The organism is Tenacibaculum dicentrarchi, from assembly GCF_964036635.1.
In the GTDB taxonomy this organism is placed as follows: domain Bacteria; phylum Bacteroidota; class Bacteroidia; order Flavobacteriales; family Flavobacteriaceae; genus Polaribacter; species Polaribacter dicentrarchi.
Genome location: NZ_OZ038524.1, coordinates 1503133 through 1522565, shown reverse-complemented (window position 1 = coordinate 1522565; position 19433 = coordinate 1503133). Strand labels below are relative to the sequence as shown.

Below are 19433 nucleotides of genomic sequence, written 5' to 3'. Positions count from 1 at the left end.
AAGAATATCCGAAGAAAAAACAACGCATTTATTCGTTAAAATAAATACGTTGCTAAGTGTATTGAAAAAGGTTGTTTTTATATTATTTAGAGGTGAATAAAGTTGGTTTAATAGTAACCATTAACCAAGCCCAGTTATTAGTATTGTTGTCAGATGTTCCTTTTAAAACTTCCATTCCTTCTGAAGCAAACATTTGAGAATATCCTGCTTTAAAACCGATTTGTTTTGTGAATTTATATCCATAAACAAGGTCAATTTCTGTACCTAATTGCTTAGAAACATTTGCATTAATATCTGCTGCTGCTGAAAAATTATGAATAAATGCCGTTAAGCCTGATTTTTCATTTAATTTGAAATTAGCTTTAGCATAAATATCTAATAAACCAACATTATTTGCGTGGTTTCCTACGTAGAAATAATCCATAAATCCATTAAATTTATGATTTGTTCCATATAAAGGTGTAAAAGCATTGTTATCACCAGCATTAGAATCGTAATCATTACCACTTTGTAATTCAATTCCTAGCCCTAATTTTGTTTTGGTTGAAACTTTATAATTACCTTCTAAACCTACTAAATAAGCACTTAAATCTCTGTTCATTTTATCAGTACCAAATTGATAATATAAATTAGCAGCTACTTGTAAATTATTTTGTTTGCTTTTTAAATGCGTACCAACAGTTTGGCTATATTTTAATCCATTATTAGTATTTGAACCGTTATTTAAAAACAAGAAACTTGCTGATAAATTACTCCAATCTTTATGTAACCAAGCATATTGCATTGCTTTATAGGTTTTTGGAGTTGTTAAATTTGTTCCTGTTAAGTTTTCTTTTGATTGATTAAAAGCCAAACCTAAATCTAACTTAATTCCGTCTCTTTTATATTTAAAGATAGCTACATCATGGCTACGAGCTTGTTGTGCCCAACCTACGTTACCAAAAATTCTACTATCGTCATAAATAATTTCTTGACGACCTAATTTTAATGAGTAATTAGGGTCTAACAAGACTTCTGCCCAAGCTTGATGTAAGCTTAATCCGTTGGCATCGGTAGTGTTTAATTGAGGTACATCTCCCCAAACTCTAATATCTTGTACGCTTACATAAAAATTTAATTTTTCAATAGATTGTGAAAAATTTAAACGTGTTCTCTGCGAAGTAAATAAACCAGCATTTTGGTTATCTTTAATTAAAGTTTTAACACCATGTCGGTATTCTGAACGTGTACGAAGTTCAGCATCTACTTTTAACTGTCCGTAAGATATTGTTGTAATAAGAATTAATAATGTACTAAAAAGTTTACTTGTTTTCATAATTGTTTATTTCTACAGCAAAGTACAGTAGAAAATAGTTTATTAAAAATGATAAAAGTCATAGTATGTAAATAGTGTTTGTTAGTAAGAATTACAGTTTATCGACACTTATTGTTTACATAACGATATATTAAGTAAATTAAACTTGTTTAATATGAAATGTAAATCACTATTCTATAATTTAGAACTAAATTTTATTAAATATTAGATGAAAAAGATAATGAACGTTTTACTGATTGAAGATAATATTATTGAAATAATGAAAATGAAACGTACTGTTTCATTTTTAGAATTAGAACATAATATTACAGAAGCAAAAGATGCAGAAATAGCACTTAAAATTTTAGAAAAAAAAAGTGATTTACCTGATTTAATTTTACTAGATTTAAACATGCCAAAAATTAGTGGCATTGAATTTTTATCAATGATAAAAAATGACGCAGATTTAAAACATATACCAACGGTTATTTTAACAACTTCGGATAACCAAAAAGATTTAGAAGAGTGTTATAAAATAGGGGTTTCTGGATATATTTTAAAACCCTTAAAATATGAAGATTATGTCGCTAAAATTGATGTTGTTTTATCTTATTGGAGTATAAATGAATTGAAAAAGTATTAAAAAAATATGAAAGGAATCGTTTTTACAGAATTTTTAGATTTAGTAGAAGAAAAATTTGGGTTAGAGGTTGTCGATAAAATTATATCACAATCAACTTTAGCATCCCAAGGAATATATACAGCAATAGGAACGTATAGTTTTTCTGAAATGTTACAGTTATTACAACATTTAAGTAAACATAGTGGAATTTCTATAGATGATTTATTATTGATATACGCAGAACATTTTTTTAGCGTTATTGAAAATAGTTATCCAGGACTTTTAGCAACATACAAAGAACCTATCGAAATGTTGGCTTCTATTGAAAACCATATTCACGTAGAGGTACAAAAAATATATCCTGATGCCGAATTACCAACCTTTATTGTAGAAGAAAGAACAAAAAACTCCTTAGTTATGATTTATAAATCAAGTAGGGCAATGCACCATTTTGGACTAGGATTAATGAATAAAACATTTGAACATTTTAATACAAGTGCAACAATTTTTTTAGAAAAAATAAAAGAAGATGGTACGGAAGTTAAATTTATTATTCATAAAAATTAATGAGTAATCATCGAATAAATATATTAGAACGAGCTTTAAAAAGACAGAAAGAAGCAAGGAAAATAGCCGAAAAAATATTAGAAGATAAATCAAGAGAATTATATCTAATAACCGAAGAATTAAAAGCTACAAACATAAAACTAGAAGAGTCATTAACACAAAAATCATCGCAATTAAAAGGTGTTTTTGATAATATTAATGATTCTTATTTAATAATGAATTTATCGGGAGATGTTCTTAAAATGAACGATACCGCAATTGCTCTTTTTGGTTACGATATTTCGAAAGAAAAATTAAATGTAAAAAAATTAATATACCCTGAAGATGCTAACTATGCTTTTGAATCGTTTTATAAATTGTACCATACAGGTTCTTTTTCAAATTATATAGCTAGAGTTTTAACAAAAAAAAATGAAATTAAATGGGTTCAAATAAACGCAAGTTTAATTTACGATAAAAATAATAAAAAAATTGCAGCCCAAGGAATTATTAGAGATATAACAGCAACAAAACGAAGAGCAAAATTTATAGCCGAACAAAAAAAAGAATTAGATGTTATTGTTGAAAATTCTTCATTAGGAATTGCTCTGATACAGCAAGATAGTTTTCTGAAAACCAACAAAATGTTTCAAGAACTTTTAGGATATTCAGTCGATGAATTTTCTGAATTAACAATTAAAGACATTTTTTTTGAAGGAGATTATGCTTTTTCTAAAGAATATTTAGATAAAATGAATAGTGGTGTTATTGATAATTTTGTGTTAGATAAAAAATACAAAAGAAAAAATGGCTCTGTTTTATGGGTAAAAGCAAATGTAAATGCTGTAAGAGATTCGTTTGGAACTCTAAAATACCAAGTAGTACTTGTTGAAGATGTTACCTTAAAAAGAGAAAGAACATTGATTATTGATATGATTAATGACTTAGCTAAATCGATTTTAGGAAAAGATAATATATATGAAATAGCCTGGGAAGTAACTCAAAAAATAGCAACTTATTTAGATACGGAAGATTGTGTTATTTTTTTAGTAAATCATAAAAAGAATACGCTAGAACAGGTTGCCTCACATCATTTGAAGCTTGATAAGAAAAATATCAAAAAAAATAGCTTAGAAATAGGTAAAGGAATTGCTGGGAATGTTGCCAAAACAGGTAAAGCAGAAATAATAAAAGACACCTCTAAAGATACTAGATATGTTATAGAGGGTGAACGTCGGTTTTCTGAAATATCAGTACCTATAATAAGTGAGGGGAAAGTAATCGGTGTTATCGATTCAGAACACACAGATAAAAATCATTACACCAAAGAGCATTTACATGTTTTAGAAAATATAGCTAGTTTAGTATCTATGCAATTAAAAAGTGCTATAAATAGAAGACAGCGTGAGAAAGCAGAAATAGAAAACTTAAAACTTTTAAGTCAGTTAGAAAAAAGTAATAATGAGTTAAACGAGTACGCACATATTGTTTCTCACGATTTAAAATCGCCATTAAGAAGTATTGAAGCCTTAGTCTCGTGGATAAAAATAGACAACAAAGGAAGTTTTGATACCGCTACTTTAGCAAATTTTAAATTAATTGAAACTACTTTACAAACCATGGAAAATTTGATTTCTAATATTTTAGAGTATTCAAGTGCAGGTACAGAAATAACTGAAAAAAAACAGGTAGATTTAAATTTGATTATAGATACTTTAAGAAATTTGTTATTTATTCCAAGTCATATTATGATTAAAGTACCACGAAAACTACCTGTAGTTAATGGTGATGTGACTAAATTTCAGCAACTTTTTCAGAATTTAATTAGTAACGCTGTTAAATTTAACGATAAAGAAAAAGGATTGATTGAAATAGAATTTATAGAACAAACCTCATTTTATCAATTTTCGGTAAAAGATAATGGTATCGGAATTGATAAAAAATACCATGATAAAATTTTTAAAATTTTTCAATCTCTAAATAAAAGAGAAGATTCTACAGGTATTGGGTTATCTATTGTTAAAAAAATTATACAATTATATGAAGGAACTATTTGGTTAGAAAGCGAATCAGATGTAGGAACTACATTTTATTTTACAATTAAAAAATGATTATGGAAACACCTAATTTAGAGTATATTGACAAATTATCAAGAGGAGATGAATCTATTCGGAAAATACTTATAGATGTAATAAAAGAAGAGTTTCCTACTGAGAAAATAGCCTATTATAGTAGTCTAAAAAATAAAGAGTACAAAAAAATTGAACAGAATGTACATAAAATCAAACATAAAATTAGTATTTTAGGTCTTGAAAAAAGTTATAAAATAGCTAACGAATTTGAACATAATCTAAGAGAGCTTAAATTAGATAAAGTGGAAGATTTTGAGAAAATTTTAATAGTTATTTCAAATTATGTGAAAACTATTTAAAATTATGAATTGTATAATTGTTGATGATGAAAAAATGGCAAGAGTAGTACTTAATACACTCTGTAATCAAATAAAAAATTTAAATGTCGTAAGTGAATTTTCAAATGCTATTCAGGCTATAAAATTTTTAAATTCTAATGAAGTTGACCTTATTTTTTCAGATATTCATATGCCTGATTTTAATGGTTTAGATTTTATAAAAACGCTTAAAAATCCGCCAAAAATAATTCTAACATCTTCCGATCCTAATTTTGCTATTGAAGCTTTTGAATACGACTTTATTGTTGATTATTTATTAAAACCTATTGAGTTGTCTAGGTTTGAAAAAGCAATTATTAAAGCTCAAAATTATCAACTAAAAACCGATTCAAAGGAGGTGAAATCAGCCGTAGGTTACAGCAATGATTTTTATATTAATATTGATAGACGACTTATTAAAATTGATTTACCAAGTATTTATTTGGTAGAAGCAAAAGGTGATTATATCAATATAAAAACAGATACTAAAAATTATTTAGTGCATTCTACATTAAAAAAAATAGAAGAAAAACTTCCTGATTCGTTATTTTTAAAAATACATCGTTCTTACATTATAAACCTCAAAAAAATTATTGATATTGAAGATAATAGCGTATTAATAAAAAGAGATGTAATTCCTGTTAGTAGATCAAAAAGACCAGAATTAATGAAGCGCTTAAATTTATTGTAAAAAGAGAACTTATCTAACGAAAATTACATTTCAACTACGCTAAGTTTGATTACAGCTAGTTTTTTGAAAGGAATAAAAAGAGGTTTGTATTTTAGGTTTGAACACATACCTACTATTATGACAAAAAAAAATACTTTTTCAAAAAAAATACTAGCCATCTTTTTTGTGTTATATAGTTTTACTATTGCTGCGCAAAATATACCTTTTAATTGTACTTATGACGCTTATTTATTTCAATATAATGATGTTTATTCTATTGATTTAGCATCAGGGAATTCTTATTTAGTTGCAACGGATGTTACTCCAGGAAGTATAAATGCAGCAGCTTATAATCCTACGGATGGATATATTTGGGGGTCATTAAGCACACCATCAAAAACAATTGTACGAATTGGAAAAAATTTTTCAACCACTACTTTTTATGTCGATGAATTACCTAGCAGTGGAAGATATATTGGGGATATAAATACCAATGGTGTTTATTATCTTAAAGGCGGAGGTTCAACTTATTATAAAATAGATGTTGATCCTAACTCACCAACATATACGGAGCATTTAGCTACCGCAAATTTATCTCAAAATATAAGCATTCATGATTGGGCTTTTAATGCTGTTGACGGCAATTTATATGCTGTGGAAAAAAACACCAATATTTTATATAGAATAGACCCTAGTAATGGAATTGTAAATTCATTAGGCGAAGTTCCAATTTTATCAGGATTAAATTATACCTATGGTGCTGTATATTTTGATGCTTCAGGACGATTTTATGTGTCCGCAAATCAAACAGGGACTATATATGTTATTCAAAGTGTGCAAGATTTAACAGGTATAAATACTATAGATTCTAATTTATTTGCATTCGGTCCTTCAAGCGCAAGTAATGATGGTGCACGTTGCCCAACAGCGCCTGTGTTACAAGAAATTTGTGACAATGGAATAGATGATGATGGAGATGGTTTGATTGACTGTCAAGATCCTTCTTGTTCAGGATATGGAGAATGCGACGTTATTTTACCACCAACATCAGGAGGAAATGCAGGAGGTTTAGAAAGTAATAATAGATTATCAGAACAAATAAATAAACGAAATTATAATCGTACTAAAGGAAATTATAAATTTGATAAAAAAAAGGCTGCAAGAGTTATAAAATCTAAAAATTATAGAAAAAGAACAAGTGCTGTTTTTAATTTAAATAATTTTATTCCTTTAAATATTATTAATGAAGATGAAGTTATAGAATCTTCACCTACCGATTTAATTTCAATTACAAACGCTACAGAAATTTATGCGGTAGATTATATGAAAAGTGGTGTTTCAGTAGCTTCAGTTTTAGCATTGAAAACAGAAAATGGTGTATATGAACATACAAAATATATTTGTGATCGTTTACTAGGCGCTGAATTAATTTCGGTATCTACCATAGATATTAATGGTCAGCAATTTATTAAATCATTGATTAGAAATACCGATAATACAGTTGAGTTTGTATTAAGTCTTTCGGCTAAAACAGTAAATAATAATGCTAATTTTGAAATAGAAAGTCATTGGAATTTAGATAAATATCAAAGTGATGTTCCTTTTTATAATTTTCAAATATGGTCTAATTCTTTAGATGATTTATATATTTTAGCTAAAGAAGTTATTGATTTATTGGCTATCGAAAAACCTATTTTATCATATAAAATATCGCCACCACCAACTGTATTTGTTCGAAAAGGGAAATATATTAATGGGTCGTTAGATTTAGAAATTATAAATACTAACGCAAGTGAAAATATTGATTTTGATGCAGGCTTTAGAATCACAGAAACAAGTGATTTAAATAAAACAAATAAGAGAATATTTTTAGAAAAAAATTATATAACAAATACACAAATAGCAACAGGAAATTTATTTGATATCGGTTTTAGAATTGGAGATGGAGTTAATACACCAGATGATATTTTTATGTCTGACGGACCTTGGGGAATTGATGATTCTCAACCAAATACAAAAGTGATTGATTATACTGTTTCAGCAAATACTCTTGATTTTGAAAATACCGATTTCCCAATAGAACGAAATGTCGCTTTAGAAGTAACAACAGACACTTATTTTGCAGTACACAGAGCTTTAACACCACGTTTTAAACCTGTAAATTTAGCTAATTATAATAGTTTTAATTTAACAGCAAAGGGGACAGGAAATGTTGAGGTTACATTTATAAAACAAAGTATTGCTAGTTGGGAAGAACAATTTAAAGCAACAATTTCTGTAACAGAAAATTTTGAAGATTATGTGATATATTTTTCAGATTTTAAATCAACTAATGGAACAGAACTTATTCTAAATGATATAACAACTATCGTATTTACTATGTTATCTGAACAAGGAACAATGGTTACAAAAAAAATTAATTTAGAAAATATCCGATTTTCGACAAGTAATAAAATTGTAATACCTGAATCAATTACAGAAGGAAATTCTTTGAAAGCTGTTCCAAATCCGTTGGAAAAAATATCTGAAATTTATTTTAATACCAATCAGATAGCAACCGTACGGCTAGTTATTTACAATCAATTAGGAAGAGTAGTAAAAGAAATTCCTTACACAACAATAGTTGGTGAAAATAAGATAACACTTAAAAAAGAACGCTTAAGTACTGGTTTGTATTTTTGTAAAATTATAGGGGCGTCAGAAGATCATAAAGTTGTAAAGTTAATAATCAATTAAAAAATTAATAATAAATGCTATTTTTTTAAGTGAAAGAGTAAAAGAATTTTTCTTTTACTCTTTTTTTTTAAATACAGGTTTTTTTAAGAGATACCATTTAAAGCGTAAACCAATTTCGGTAAAAGTAAAATCTGAAGCACCTGTAGCTGTTGTTGCAGATGCTATATTACTTTGAGTTCCATATAGATTTAATAAACTGCGTTCTGAAAATTTGTATCCTAATTTAGCTTGAATTCTATAAGTGCTTTGTTTTTTATTATTTTCAATAAACTGAAATCCTGTTGCAGCAGTTAGTTCATAAAACCATTCTTTCTTTTTAGCTATATTTTCATCTTTTATAATATTGATAAAAATCTCACCAGCACTAAACTTACTAGGACTAAAATAAATAGTAGGAACTTGATTTTTAAAAGATATATTCTGATAATTGATACCAGCCTTTAAAGATGGTTTTTTAAATATATTATAATAAAGTGACGTGAATAATAAATTTCGTGTATTTTCATCACTTTGAGAGGTGTAGTAAAGCTGTGTGTACCAACCGAGTTTAAAATTGGTATTTAAACTATAGTTTATTAAAAAATTATTCTGAACAATTTCTTTATCTAATAAATCGGCATTAAAGTTTTGAATTTCTCTTTTATAGCCTAATTCTAAATTTTGAAGTTTAAAAGGTTTTATTTTTAAAGATAAATCAGCTAATAATTGACTGAATTTATTTGTATCAGTATCAGAAGCACTAACTCCTAAAGTTCCTTTAAAGGTTACATTATTTAATAATTGATAAGATATTCCTGCTGAAAAATTATTAGAAATACCACTAACTTTAGTTACAGTATTACTTGTTGTTCTATAGCTGTAATTACCAAATAATTTAAGTTTTGTTGAAAATGGAAATTCTGAATTAGCAGAGTATAAATAAGCTTCATTATTACCATTATCAAATGAATATGCTGCTTTAACTTCTATAAAAGGAGTAAATGATTTATCTAAATTTTTGATAAAATTAGTCGCATCTTTTTGTTTTTTATAAAATTTTAAAGTGTTTTTAGCACTTTTATAGGCATTTATAAAGTATCCTGAAGCTTTTAGTGCGTTTGCTTTACCTAAGTTACCATCAAAAGAAGTACTATCTTTTTTTAATATCAAATTATAATCAGCAATACTTTTTTTAAAATCACTTTTATAAATATTTAAAGTCGCTCTTAATGAAATTATCCAATTTTCAGGATTTTTATTATTGATTAATAATTTGTTGATTTCTTTTTCTGCTAAAGAGTATTTATTATTCCATATTAAAGCTTGTATAAAACGTTCTTTAGTTTGATTTGTTATAGTAGTTTCTGTCTTGTTATCTAAAAGATTAATAGCTTTTTTACTAACCATTAAAGCTTGTTTGTCATTACTATCAAGATGATTTGCTAATGAAATTCCATTTAAAGAGGTTAATTTATTAGTTGAATCTTCACCAATAATAATATATGTTTTTTTAGCTTTATCTATTTGATTTGAAATTAGATAAAGATTAGCTAAGTTTAATAAAGTTTCTTTATCTTTTTTAAAATCGATAAAATTTTCTTTTAATATTTTTTCAGCATCAGTGTAATTTTTAGAATTTACTTTACTGTTTGCCAAACCTAATCGCATATATTTTTTAGAAACTAATGCATTTTTATTTTTAGGTAATACCAATAATGCCTTGTCTACATATTTAATCGCTTTATTAAATTTTTTTAAATTAGATAATGTATTTGCATATCCTAAAAGGGCAGAAAAACTTTTGTCATTCTCTGATATTAAATTTTGATAATAATTTTCAGCTTTATTATAATTTTTATTCCAAAGAAGTGATTCGGCATAATTTAATTTTACTTCAAAATCTGAAGGAAAATCATTTAAAAGATTAATAAATAATTCAACAGCTTTATCAGTACTACCGTTTAATCCTAAAGCTCTACCATAGCAAAGTCTTGCTGTTTTATTGGTAGGGTGTGATTCTAAAATATTTTTAAAAAAGGATTCTGCTTGTTTATATTTACCTGTTTCTAAGAAGGTAAAACCTTCTTTCATATTTTGTGAAAAAAGAGTATTACTTATAATAAAGAGTACTAAAAAAGTGAGATTTTTAATTTTCATATAGTTTTTTTCTTATTTGCAAGTTAAGGAATCAATTTCATCATTGGACTAAATAAAATGGCTTTTCATCGATAATAGATGATTTTTTATCAGTTTTAATAAGATATTAGTGTAAGTATTAATCATCAAAAAAAAATAATTATGGCTTTACAAATTACAGGAAGAAACGGGAAGTTTTATTTAAAAGGGAAGTTAAATAACTCAACTTCTCAGTTTTTTGTTACTTATTTTGAACATTTTATAACTAAAAATAAAAAAGTAATAATAAAGATAGATAAAGTAAATGAAATTACTAAAGATGGTTTAAAAGCAATAAATACTTTAATTTCGGTAGCTTTAAAAAAGGGTAAAATATTTTCAGTTATAGGTTATGGTGCTAAAGAAATTTATGACCATTTTGATAAAATAAATGTTGCTTAAAATATAAAATATGGTTCAAATTTTAAAACAGGTAAAAAGTAAAATTTCACCAGAACAATTGTTCATGATTAGTGTTTTACTTGTAAATGGAGGTAATTATTTATATAATTTAGCTTTAGGAAGATTTTTAGGACCGGCTAAATTTGCTGATGCAGCTATTATGATTACCTTTTTATTAGTTCTTTCATTTATAGCAATGACTTTTCAATTAGTAACAGCTAAGTTTTCGGTACTTTTTGAAGATGTTGTTTTTAAAAATTTTATATCAAAAATATATAAAAACTCAGCTATTATAGGAGTAGTTTTAGGAATTTTAATTATGCTATTTGCATCAGAATTACAATTTTTTTTTAAAACAACTTCTTCTAGTATGTTTGTTGTATTTGGAATTGGAGTTCCTATTTATTTTTTGATGAGCGTAAATAGAGGTGTTTTTCAAGGTAAAAAACAGTTGAAAAAATTATCTGTTACTTATCAATTAGAAATGATAAGTCGTTTATTAATTACTTTCGGATTATTATATTTTTTAAATATTGAATCTTCAATATTAATTGCTTTAGGTATTTTATGTTCATTTATGTTTGGATTAATTCCATTTGAATTTAAAAATATTTCTTTTTCTAAAATAGTATCATTAGAAAATACTGAATCTAAAATGGTTCGTAATTTTTTTATAATTACAGCATTTTACGAATTAACTCAAATAATAATAAATAATAGTGATATTTTATTAGTAAAACATTACTTCGAGTCTTATGATGCTGGTTTGTATGCTTCATTAGCCTTAATAGGTAGAGTCGTTTATTTTATAGCATGGATGTTTGTAATGTTATTATTACCAACAGTTGTTCAGTTAAAAAAAGAAGGGAAATCTACAGCGCCAATTCTACTAAAATACGTAGGTTATATTTTTATAATAGCTACTACTATTGTTACTTCATGTTATTTTTTTCCTGAACAAATTATAGCCATTTTATTTGGAGATGAATATATGGCAATAACGCCTTTATTATGGAAATATGCTATAGCAACAGGTATTTTTGCAATATCAAATATTTTTGCATATTACTATTTGTCTTTAGATAAATACATTCCAGTTGTTATTTCTGGGCTTTTTGGAATGTTACAAATAGGTTTAATTATTCTATTTCATGAAAATTTAGAACAGGTTGTACACGTACAAATTTTAGCAATGGTTTTATTATTATTAATGCAATTATCTTTTTTCTTTCTGAAAGATAAAAAATAGTGTTTAAAAATAATAATAACTAAGCTTTTATACCTTTTAACTACATATAATTGCATTTCAGCTACATTAATAGTTGTAAACTCTTTTTTATTACGAAATTTAATATAATCAAAAAGAAAATACTATGAAACTAGCTATTGTAACTGCATACCCGCCAAGTAAAGTAACTTTAAATGAATATGCTTATCATTTAGTAAAAAGCTTTAGACAAAATAAAAAAGTAACTGAATTAATTTTATTAACGGATATAACTCCAGTAGAAAAAGACATTAATTTTACTGAAGATGGTTGTAAAATTACAGTAAAAGAATGTTGGAAGTTTAATAGTTATACAAATGTTATAAAAGTAACAAAAGCTATAAATGTAATAAAACCAGATGCGATATTGTTTAATTTACAATTTATGAAGTTTGGTGATAAAAAAGTTGCTGCAGCTTTAGGGTTAATGTTACCTTTAGTTTGTAAGATAAAAAAAATACCAACTATTGTATTATTACATAATATTTTAGAACAAACAGATTTAGAAAGTGCAGGTTTTACTTCAAATAAAATATTACAAAAAATTTATAATTTTATAGGACAGACATTAACTAAATTAATTTTAAAAGCTGATATTGTAGCTGTTACTATGCATAAATATGTAACTACTTTACAAGATAAATATAAAGTTAGCAATGTAAAAATGATTCCTCATGGAACATTTGAAATCCCTAATAAACCATCACATATATTGCCAAAAGGAGCTTTGAAAATAATGACTTTCGGTAAATTTGGTACTTATAAAAAAGTTGAAAAAATGATTGAAGCTGTTGAAAAAGTTAGAACTTCAACAGGTTTAAATTTAGAAATAGTAATTGCAGGAACAGACAATCCGAATGTACCAGGTTATTTAGCATCTGTAAAAGAAAAATACAAAAATGTAGCTCAAATAACATTTACAGGCTATGTTGAAGAAGTGGAAGTAGCTCCTTTATTTAACGAAAGTGCTGTTGTGGTATTTCCTTATACATCTACAACAGGTAGTTCAGGTGTTTTACATCAAGCGGGTAGTTATGGTAAAGCAGTTGTAATGCCTAATTTAGGAGATTTAGCAACTTTGGTTGAAGATGAAGGATACAGAGGTGAGTTTTTTGAGCCAGAAAATGTAGCTAGTTTAGCCAATGCAATTGAGCTAATCGTAACTAATGAATCTCATAGAGTAGCTTTAGGAGAGGCTAATTACAAAGCAGCTACGGCATTTCCAATGGAAAGAATTACAGCAATGTATTTAAATCAGTTTGAAGCGATTATAATGGTTAAAAAATTAGCAAAAAAAGTATTAGTTGAATCATAAATTATTTAGAGGAAATATAGCTAAAAGCAGGTTTTTTACGACCTTTTTTATCAATAAAACCAAATTCTTTTTGAGGATTTATTCGCCAAGGAAGTTTACCAACAACTTCCTTTGGTACTTTACGAAAATCATATAAAGTCCACGACATAAAAGGAATATTGTTTTTTGTAAGTAGTTGTTGCATTATTTTATAATAATTAGCTTGTTTTTTTACTGAATTACCAAAAGGTTTCCAAATACCATTGTAAGAAGAAACTCCAAATTCACCTAAAACAATAGGTTTTTTAGGTATTTTATTCTTTAATGATTTATAGTTTTTTTCAAAATTATTAATGTCTTCATAATAATGAAAAGAAACAAAATCTACTTTATCTTTTAAAATAGGAGCACTTTCAATATTTGACCAACCAATGGTTATTGGATGTTTTTTATCAATAGATTTTACTAAAATAATCATATGATTTAACCAAGCAATAACATTTTTTTTTCCTCTTGATATAAAATCTAAATTAGGTTCATTTTTGATATCCCAAGCAATAATAGCTTCATGGTCTTTAAATTTTGATACAATAATTTCTGCATGTCTATGGTTTAAAGTCCAGTCTAAAACATTGTAGTTTCCGTAAAAATCAAATAAAGTAACAATAACATTTATATTATTTTTTTCAGCAGTATCTAAAACTTGCTTTAATTTATTTAGTTTACTAATTTTTACATTTGCTTTACCAAAATCTTCATATTGAATAAAAATTCGGATAGTATTTAAGTTTGCTTTTTTGATGATTTTAAAGTCATTTTCTATAATTTTCATATCAAAATTATCACCAAACATATCCCAAGGTGTATCTTGTGGATAATAATTAATTCCTTTTATATCTAATGAATCGATAGGAATATTTTTGATAGTCTTATCAAAAATGGCAGATTTTTCTTTAACTAAATGTCTAATTCTCCAAAAACCATCTTCTAATAATAATACCATTTTATAATCTGATACTTCGGTAGTTTCTAAAACAACTTTTTTATTTTTAAGTATTTTTTTATACTCAACAACATTTTTATCTTCTAAAACAATTGATTGTCCGTCTTCACTAAAAAATATAAGATTAGGATTGTGTTTTAAAGTTGTACTTTCAATAGTAATTTTTTCCTTTTTATTATGTTCTATAAAGTTGAATAAATTTTTGCGAGCATTTTTTGTATAATAATCATTAATTCCACTTTTTAGGTTTGTTTTATTTGCTACATGTTTTACATACCAAGCATCTATATAATCATTTTCGATATTATTTAAGGTTTGTTCATCAATCTCTCTACCTTGGTTGCCATCTTCTTTCCAAATTATTTTAGGCAAATATTGATCTACTTTTTTAACTTCAACATGTAACATTTTACTTCTATCTGCACCTGTGTTAAAATGAGTATATAATGAGCTTATTAAAAAGATAACAATTGACATAATAAGAACATATGACGAAATTAAAATACCTCTCATTATGTTTTTATTAGTGTTATCCATTTTTAAAATATTTTTGGTGTTTACCATAGTTTTTTAGCTTCAAAAGTTTTGGTTACTGCGGCAGTGGTAATTTTTATAGTATAGTCTCCATTTTTATAGATGTTTGAATTTAGCTTAAAATATACAAATCCATCATTAGATTTTTTTATAATATTGTTTAAGAATTTATCATCTTTATAAATTGCTAATTTTACTTTTAATCCGTCAGGAATCATCTGCTTCATAAAACTTTTTAAAGGTCCAACTTTAACAGTTCTATTATTATCAGAAAAATTTACATCAAATTTATCTATAATTTTTTTATAATTAATTTTTAAGATATCACTTTCTGAAATACCATTAATATAAGCTTTCACTTTCCAATTATCTTCAAATTCAGGATGAATCATTTTAGCATAAGCAATACCATTTATAGTAGTTCCAGATGTTTTTAACATATTCCCTTTTTTATTAGTGATAAAAAAATCAACAAAACTACCATCACTAATAATATTGTTATTTTTATCTTTTATAATAGAAGTGTAAAAAGTTGTTATTTGGTTTCCATCTGCATATTTATGATTTCTTTTAAAAAACAGTTTAAAATTAGTACCTATAGCAGGCATTATATTTACATCGTATTCTTTAGAGTTTAAATTTAAAGATTCTGATGTAATTATCATTCGTCCGCTTTTTAAAGGTGAGTTTATATTTTTAAAAGCGATTAAATTATTAGTTAAAACCTTTGTTTTTCTTTCTGATTTTAAAAATTGATATTTTACTTTTACTGTCGTACCTTTTTTTAAAGGATTATCTAAATCATCCGTAGGTATTACAACTAACATGGTGTAGTCTGTTCCGCCTGCTTCAATACTTGGAGGACCTAAATAAGTTTCTAAAGAAACAGGTTGCTGTTTTGGTACTATTTTAAATTGTCCTGAAATATTATTTTTTATAATTTTCCAATTTAAAATACCAGATTTATTACTTAGGTAAGGAGGGATTTTAAAATTTATTTTATTATTAATTACTTCAGAATTAAGCAAAGTACTTCCATAGCTATTAGTACAGTACATTTGATACTTTTTTGCACTATTAGCATTAAATTTTAAAAGAATAGTATCTCCTGCTGTAAATTGTTTTTCTTTTGATAATAATGTTATGTTTTGTGCATTAGTAATATGCGTTACAATGCACAAGAAAAGTAAAAAAAGGTTCTTTCTAAAATTCATTATTTAGGATTTCCGATGTAATTATTCATTTCAATTTTGATAAAAGAATACAGCGGATGTTTTATTTTTTGAAATTGATTATTTGCATGATTTTCTATTCTGTTAGGTATTATTTTATCTGAAATATCTTCATTTTTTAATCCGTTAACGTAACAATCTGTCATATCATCATTAATAATAATAACTTCATTATTTTTTAAAATATTGTATTCAAAATACTGTTTTCGTTGTTGTCTTATTCCGTTTTCTAAAAATAAATGGTCTACCCAAACGAGTACTTTATCTTTGTTGTAATAAGTGATTAATAGTTGAGGAATTGTAATTTCTTGTAAACCACTATTAAATAAAGTTCCTTGTATTTTTTTACTATCGATATTGATATCACTTAAAACTACATTTTTATAGAGGTCTGAATTAGAAACATTTCCTGCTGCTTGTAAGTTGAATTTAGTAGGTTGTTCTTCAAATTCAACAGGTGTAAATTCATCAGGATTAAATGTTTTAGGAATAGAGTCTTTTGTTTTAGACCATGCTATTCCTTCAAAATTAATTCTAAACGAACTAACTTCTTTAGGCATTAATTTATGTTTTATATGATATTTAGCATTGTAAGTAGCTAATTTTTTATTTTCATCATTATATAATGTTCCTTTTAAAACAACATCTGCGGGTACATTATCTATATTTTGTACTTCACCGATAAGTGCATAATGTGTTTTAAATTTAACTAATTTAGCTGAAATAATTTCTAAAACAGGTTGTTTTAAAACATCTTCATGATGCGTTTGTTCTGTAGTTATTTTTCGTCTTCCTTGATTAAAATAGCCTGTTACATTATTTGAGTACAATTGATCTGGTGGTAAATCAGAATCCATATTTTCGGGTAAAATAAACCATTTTCCTTTTCGATTAACTAATGTTTTAAAATCTGTTTTACTAATTTTTTCAAGAGGAGTAATCCAGTTTGTATGTACTTTTAAAATAGCTAAACTATCTGTTTTTTTAGTGGTTATAGTTTTTAAAGCATCTAATTTGGCATAAGAACCTAATAAACCATCAGAAACAGAAATTTCTAACATAAATTGTGCAATAGATAAACCGCTTTTAGGATCTATTAATTGATAACTTTTTTCATATTCTTTAAAATCAACGGCATCATAATACGCTTTTATAGCATTTTCAGGAGTTCTTTGCGAATCATTTTTTATATAAAATAAATAAGAACTATAAAATAAAATTCCACATAATATAATAGCCCAAATATGTATTGTCTTTAAAAGACCTTTAGAAAATATAGTATATTTATTTTTAAATTTACTATTTAAATATGGAGGTAATGCTCTTACTTGAGTTTTTAAACTACGTATAAAAATAGATTGAATATTTAAAATAAAGGCAATAATAGCTGTTAAAAAAGGAATAATACCCCACATTACTTTTTGCCAAGTAGCAACATCTTCTTTTGGTAAAATAGAAGAAAGCGGAGGTACATTTAATTTTTCCCAAACCATAATTCCGTTTTCTAATTGTGGTAAGCGTTGCCATCCACAGAAATAGAGTATAGGGTCGTAAAATTTATCATTAGAAAAAATATACTTTAAATTGTATTTTTCAGGAGTTGTTAAAAACTGTTGTAAAGACCCAATTCCTGCAACACCCTTAAATTTAGAATTTTCTAAACGCTCTATTGGTCTTGTTGTTAGTTCTGGTAAACGTCTTGCAGAATGATAATTTCCATCAACAGTCATTGCTTTTGTTTGTGCCGATAACCACGCCATTTGATCGCCAAAACCTAAGGTTAAATATCTCCATAAATCATGTTGATCTTGATTAAGAAAGTTAACAATAGGTAACATTTTAATTTTTTGTGGTTGCGATGGTCTAAAATATCCTAAACTCATCGTAAAAATAGTCATCAATAAAAATAAAGAAGCTAATAATCCTCCTATTAAACGATGATATACTGCACCAAATTTACGTTGAATTAGTATTTTTAAATCTCCTTCTATAAAGCGATAAGCAAATTCACCAAATAGTGGTAAAGACATAATCGAAGCCCATAAAGTAAATCTATCTAAAGTTAAAATATTAAAAGCATTTTGTCCTAAAATCATTTTAGGGACTGGGGTTGTTCCTCCTGTACCTAAAACAACTAACATTGTAAAAGAAATTCCGAAGAATAAATATCTTTTTTGAAAAAATCTGTAAAAAAAATAAGGTAAAAGGAATAATAAAACGCCCCAAGGAATCATAAAAAAAACAAGACCTGAAGATGTTATTTCTAAAAAATCATCTCTAGAACCGTGGGGAATAGGAACTTGTGTAATAGGGTTTTTTTTAGAGTTAATCCAATAAGGTAAGAGGCAGAAAATAATTATAATCAAAGAAAAAAAACCAAAACTAATATTTCGTTTAAATTGTTTACCAAAATTTTTTATAAATAGTTTAAAAGTGACATCTTTATAAGAAGTAACTTGTTCACGAGAAATATCTAAAATAACCATTCCAATTAAAGGAAAGATAAAAAAAATCATTCCAAAAATAGGTGTAACATGATGAGAAGTAACTGTAACAGAAATTAAAGAAAGTGCTGTAAATAAATATTTATATTTACCTGTTTTTAGCCAAGAATATACTTCGGGTAAAGCGTGCATTAAAATAGCAATACCAATAATACTTGGTAATTGCCCAAAAATATGAAGTGTTTCTACAAAAGAAGACGAAAAAACAGCTAAAAGAGCAGCATAACCAGCTACTGTTCTATTAGAAGTCATTAATAATGAAAAACGATAAACTCCTGTAATAAATAATAGAATTGCAATAATAGCGACACTAAAAAGACCAAATTTTAAACCACCAATTAAAGATAAAGCCCCAATAGATTGATGTACTAAAGGTGGATAACTCATTACTGTAAAACCAGTATACCATTTAAAATTCCAAGGTTCAAACCAATTATTTGCGTAATGGTCTGCAAAAAATAAGTGTATTAAAGCGTCATAAGTAGTTTCTAAAGTAAAAAAAATAGTACTTCCATGAAATGCAATACCTAATAGTATTGCAGATATTAAATATTTATTAGAAGTCTCTTTCATAAAAACGTAATCTTCTTTTTTCTAATGTAAATATAAATATTTATATAATACTGTTTTTTTTAATTTAACAGACATAAACTTCCATTCGTCTAAATAAAAGCTACTTTATAACGATAGGTAATCTTTTAATCAGGTTATTAGTCCTATTTTTAT

Annotated in this window: 14 protein-coding genes; 9 read left to right on the top strand and 5 right to left on the bottom strand. The window is 26.2% G+C overall.

Annotated elements, in window-relative coordinates; all coding sequences use genetic code 11:
* Window positions 1-82: 82 nt before the first annotated feature.
* On the bottom strand, window positions 83-1315 hold the full coding sequence (locus tag ABNT14_RS06585; RefSeq protein ID WP_101901485.1) for an alginate export family protein: 1233 nt from the start codon (window positions 1313-1315) through the stop codon (window positions 83-85).
* 208 nt (window positions 1316-1523) lie between these two features.
* Between ABNT14_RS06585 and ABNT14_RS06580 the strand changes: the two genes are divergently transcribed.
* From ABNT14_RS06580 to ABNT14_RS06555, 6 genes are all read left to right on the top strand, one after another.
* Entirely contained in the window at window positions 1524-1937 is a 414-nt protein-coding gene (locus ABNT14_RS06580) for a response regulator (protein ID WP_101901487.1), read from the top strand.
* Window positions 1938-1943: 6 nt separating this feature from the next.
* A complete protein-coding gene (locus ABNT14_RS06575) occupies window positions 1944-2483 on the top strand; it encodes a heme NO-binding domain-containing protein (protein ID WP_101901489.1) in 540 nt (179 codons plus the stop codon).
* On the top strand, window positions 2483-4573 hold the full coding sequence (locus ABNT14_RS06570) for a PAS domain-containing sensor histidine kinase (RefSeq protein ID WP_101901491.1): 2091 nt from the start codon (window positions 2483-2485) through the stop codon (window positions 4571-4573). Before ABNT14_RS06575 ends, ABNT14_RS06570 begins: the two co-directional genes overlap by 1 nt.
* 2 nt (window positions 4574-4575) lie before the next feature.
* A complete protein-coding gene (locus ABNT14_RS06565; RefSeq protein WP_101901712.1) occupies window positions 4576-4893 on the top strand; it encodes a histidine kinase in 318 nt (105 codons plus the stop codon).
* A 4-nt stretch (window positions 4894-4897) separates the two neighbouring features.
* Window positions 4898-5602 (top strand): LytR/AlgR family response regulator transcription factor, encoded by a 705-nt coding sequence (locus ABNT14_RS06560; RefSeq protein WP_101901493.1) that lies wholly within the window; start codon window positions 4898-4900, stop codon window positions 5600-5602.
* A gap of 117 nt (window positions 5603-5719) precedes the next feature.
* Window positions 5720-8317 (top strand): DUF6923 family protein, encoded by a 2598-nt coding sequence (locus ABNT14_RS06555; protein WP_101901495.1) that lies wholly within the window; start codon window positions 5720-5722, stop codon window positions 8315-8317.
* 54 nt (window positions 8318-8371) lie between these two features.
* Here ABNT14_RS06555 and ABNT14_RS06550 read toward each other — a convergent pair whose 3' ends face one another.
* Entirely contained in the window at window positions 8372-10453 is a 2082-nt protein-coding gene (locus ABNT14_RS06550) for a tetratricopeptide repeat protein (protein ID WP_101901497.1), read from the bottom strand.
* A 141-nt stretch (window positions 10454-10594) separates the two neighbouring features.
* On the opposite strand from ABNT14_RS06550, the gene ABNT14_RS06545 reads away from it, so the two are divergent.
* From ABNT14_RS06545 to ABNT14_RS06535, 3 genes are all read left to right on the top strand, one after another.
* Window positions 10595-10873 carry a hypothetical protein gene (locus tag ABNT14_RS06545; protein ID WP_101901498.1) on the top strand — a complete coding sequence of 93 codons (279 nt, stop codon included), beginning with the start codon at window positions 10595-10597 and terminating at the stop codon, window positions 10871-10873.
* A gap of 10 nt (window positions 10874-10883) precedes the next feature.
* Window positions 10884-12122, top strand: coding sequence for a sugar isomerase (locus ABNT14_RS06540; protein ID WP_101901500.1), 1239 nt, complete (start codon window positions 10884-10886; stop codon window positions 12120-12122).
* Window positions 12123-12246: 124 nt separating this feature from the next.
* Window positions 12247-13455, top strand: coding sequence for a glycosyltransferase (locus ABNT14_RS06535; RefSeq protein ID WP_101901502.1), 1209 nt, complete (start codon window positions 12247-12249; stop codon window positions 13453-13455).
* A 1-nt stretch (window position 13456) separates the two neighbouring features.
* Here the strand turns inward: ABNT14_RS06535 and ABNT14_RS06530 are convergent, their stop codons facing one another.
* The 3 genes from ABNT14_RS06530 to ABNT14_RS06520 are packed head-to-tail and all read right to left on the bottom strand — an operon-like array spanning window position 13457 to window position 19280.
* Complete coding sequence (locus ABNT14_RS06530) at window positions 13457-14974, bottom strand: glycoside hydrolase family 2 TIM barrel-domain containing protein (protein WP_101901714.1); 1518 nt, start codon at window positions 14972-14974, stop codon at window positions 13457-13459.
* A gap of 20 nt (window positions 14975-14994) precedes the next feature.
* On the bottom strand, window positions 14995-16185 hold the full coding sequence (locus tag ABNT14_RS06525; protein ID WP_101901503.1) for a hypothetical protein: 1191 nt from the start codon (window positions 16183-16185) through the stop codon (window positions 14995-14997).
* Complete coding sequence (locus ABNT14_RS06520; RefSeq protein ID WP_101901505.1) at window positions 16185-19280, bottom strand: hypothetical protein; 3096 nt, start codon at window positions 19278-19280, stop codon at window positions 16185-16187. The genes ABNT14_RS06525 and ABNT14_RS06520 overlap by 1 nt, the downstream gene beginning before the upstream one ends.
* Window positions 19281-19433: the final 153 nt, after the last annotated feature.